The sequence below is a fragment of the Nonomuraea sp. NPDC001684 genome, from assembly GCF_053596515.1.
Genome location: NZ_JBSFGJ010000713.1, coordinates 1 through 3,036, shown reverse-complemented (window position 1 = coordinate 3,036; position 3,036 = coordinate 1). Strand labels below are relative to the sequence as shown.

Below are 3,036 nucleotides of genomic sequence, written 5' to 3'. Positions count from 1 at the left end.
CCGCATCCCGTGGTGGCTGCGCCGCATCGCCGACGGCGGCCAGGTGCTCGCCCCCGGAACCCCCGACTGGCCGATCCAGCCGATCGACGTGCGCGACGTCGCCCGCTTCGCCCTCGACGCCGTCGAACGGCACCTCACGGGCTCGTTCAACCTGGCCGCGCCGATCGGCGGAGCGACGTTCGGCGACCTCCTAGAAGCCTGCCGGGAAGTCACCGACAGCCGAGCGACGTTGGAGTGGGTGCCGCACACCTTCCTCCAGGCGCAAGGCGTCCGCGAATGGACAGAGCTTCCCCTGTGGCGGCCCTACCCGGGCACGTGGCAGGTGGACGCGGCCCGCGCCCGCGCGGCCCGACTCGTCTGCCGCCCGCTCGCCGACACCGTGGCGGACACGTGGGAGTGGCTGGCCAGCGGCCCAAAGCTCGACCACGAACGCGCGGCCGAACTCGGCATCACCCCGGAGCGGGAGGCGGCCATCCTCGCCGCGTGGAGCGGCCAGAGGACCGGTTAGCCGGCGGGCAGGGCGCGGACGGTGGACGCCTGCATGAACGCGGCCAGCTCCGTGTTGAACGCCCGCGCCTGCTGCGTCTGCTGCGCCAACTCCACCTGCCCCCTCAACTGCTTGAGCCGGTGCACGACGGGGAACGTCCGCATGTTCTCCGGCAGCTCCAGCACCTCGTTCATCGCGCTGGCCGCGTTCATCAGGTCGCCGAGGAGGACGTACGCCGTGGCCATCTCGATCCCGATGGTGGCCTCGATCGTCGCCGACCGCTGACCGGCGGGCAGCGCGCGAGCGTCGTTGAGCGCCGCCTGCGTGTGCTCCAAGATCCGGCTCGTGAACTCGGCGACAGCCGCGGCCTCGAACTCGCCGCGCCGCACCTGGAGAAGCATCAGCAGCGCCGAGCTGAAACACCGCTGCTCGCGGACGATGTCCCAGTGGAACACGCCGCCGATCTCCTGCAACTCGTCCCCGCCCTGGTCGGCGGCGCGGGCATCTATCGCCGCGCGGATCGCCGCGACGGTACGGTCCTTGTCCCCAAGGTGGGAGTAGGCGCGGGCGGCGATGCTGTGAACGCGGGCGGCCGCGATCCCGACCGGGCGGTGCTGCTCGGCCCGGGTGATCGCCGCGACCGCGTCGCGCGGCTGCCCGGACCAGTAGGCGCTGGTGGCCATCATCCCGCGCGCCCACACCGCCAACGGAACGTGGTCGATGCTTTTGGCGACCGACCAGGCCGCGCGGGCGTGCTCCGTGGCATGCCGCGTCTGCCCGAGGTCGATGCACGCCTCGGCCATCAGGACGGCCGCGACGCTCTCCACCCGGCTCAGCTCCGTGAGCTGGTCCGGCCGGCGGGTGTCTTCCCTCATGGCCCGCACCTGGTCGCGGATGGCCACCAGCTCCGGGAAGGCGTCCATCGGCGGCCGCAGCAGGTAGGTGCGCGCCAGGTGGACGACGTCGTCATGCATTTGCTCCATCGCCGCCTGGCCGAGTTCGCGTTCCGCCTCGGCGGCGGCCTCCCGGCTCTGGTCGGCGGCGTGCGTCATCATCTCGAAGATCCCCCTGGGCTGGTCGACGGCGGCACCGAACATGCGGGCGGCTGGACGCAACGCCCTGCCTGGTTCGGGTGAACCGTCATTCGTGCTGGTGGCGGCCGTGAACAGGATCGCGACCGGCCGGTGAAAGAGGTGCTCCAGAACGTCGCATGCCTGCGGGTACGGCTGGGTCTCCAGCTCGCCGCGCAGCCACCGCTTCCATGTCCTCGACGACAGCGTCAGCCGGCCGTAGCCGAGCTTCTTGCCTTCCTCCTCGAAGACGCGGCAGAACGTGCGGTACGGCAGAAGCCCTTGGGCTTGAGCGAGTTGCCTCAGCACAGTGTCCATGCGGGCCTTCCTGCCGGACGCGACAGCTCTTGCCCTCACGGTAGAGGCGATCCAACAGAGATCGGTAGCGTTCCGCCCTGGCGTATCGGTTAGAAGTCGGGACAAGTCCGGCAGATGTCCACCCCCTGTCCGAGATGGCCCCTCACGCCTCGTAGCGATGTCCCCTGCACGGGGCCACGATGCGTAAGGCCAACCCATTCACCCCTCTGCCCGCGAAGGCTCCGACGACATGGATACCGGCACCTCCACCAAGAGCCTCACCCTGTACGACCGCCCATCGATCGCCCGCGTCTACAACGCTGCCACGGGCGGCAAAGACAACCACGGCGACGACCGGGACGTCCTCCTGGCCGTCCGGAGGATCGCCCCCCGCATCGCCCAGGCCGCGCTGGCGAACCTGGAGTTCGGCATCCGCGCGACGCGGGCCGTCTCCGAGCTGGGCATCTCGCAGTGGCTGAACCTCGGGTGCGGGCTTCCCCCGGACGGGTACGCCACCACCTACCAGACGGTCGCCGAGCACCACCCGGACCCGAGTGTCGTCTACGTGGACATCGACCCGATGGTGGGCTCGCACGGGCGCGCGCTGCTCGACGTGGCCAGCGGAACCGGCATGATCGAGGCCGACGCCCGGGACGTGGACGACGTCCTCAGCCACCCTGAGATGAAGCGCCTCGACCGCGACCGGCCCGTGGGGATCATCGCCACGGCGTTGACTCACTTCTGGTCTGACGCCGACGATCCCGCCGGCGTCCTGCGCCGCTACATGGCCGCCTTCCCTGGCGGCTACGTGCTGCTCAGCCACATCTGCCACGACCTCCTCACCCGCAGGGAGGCCGACAAGTTGGTGGCCGCCTACAGGCTGGCCGCCGACGTTCACATGCGGTCCCGGGCCGCGATCACGTCCATGTTCCTGGACGGGCTGGAGGTGCTGCCGCCCGGCCTGGTCGAGGCTTCCGCATGGCGTCCCGACACCGCCGTGAAAGTGGACGTCGGCCGCGCCCAGTTCGTCGCGGCCGTCGCCCGGTTCGGCCACGCCGACTGTCTGGAGGCGGCATGACGGCCGCCACGCCCCCGACAGCCACGGCTCGGCCACCTGGTTCAGCTCGGCCGACAACGGCCGGAGCGAGAACACCCCCCGGCCGGCGAAGTCCGGCACCTTGC

General features: G+C 70.8%; 2 protein-coding genes and 1 pseudogene. 2 read left to right on the top strand and 1 reads right to left on the bottom strand.

All coding sequences use genetic code 11. The annotated features are described in order from the left end of the window. Positions 1 to 508: pseudogene (locus ACWCSD_RS50555) on the top strand (hypothetical protein); the annotation flags it as partial. On the opposite strand, the gene ACWCSD_RS50550 reads toward ACWCSD_RS50555, so the two are convergent. After that, positions 505 to 1,875 carry a hypothetical protein gene (locus ACWCSD_RS50550; protein WP_449926667.1) on the bottom strand — a complete coding sequence of 457 codons (1,371 nt, stop codon included), beginning with the start codon at positions 1,873 to 1,875 and terminating at the stop codon, positions 505 to 507. The pseudogene ACWCSD_RS50555 and the gene ACWCSD_RS50550 overlap by 4 nt on opposite strands. A gap of 229 nt (positions 1,876 to 2,104) precedes the next feature. Between ACWCSD_RS50550 and ACWCSD_RS50545 the strand changes: the two genes are divergently transcribed. Next, on the top strand, positions 2,105 to 2,932 hold the full coding sequence (locus tag ACWCSD_RS50545) for an SAM-dependent methyltransferase (RefSeq protein ID WP_449926664.1): 828 nt from the start codon (positions 2,105 to 2,107) through the stop codon (positions 2,930 to 2,932). Positions 2,933 to 3,036 lie beyond the last annotated feature (104 nt).

Excerpts from the sequence above, each read along its gene's own strand:
- ACWCSD_RS50550 (WP_449926667.1), bottom strand. The coding sequence starts at position 1,875 with ATGGACACTGTGCTGAGGCAACTCGCTCAAGCCCAAGGGCTTCTGCCG.
- ACWCSD_RS50545 (WP_449926664.1), top strand. The coding sequence starts at position 2,105 with ATGGATACCGGCACCTCCACCAAGAGCCTCACCCTGTACGACCGCCCA.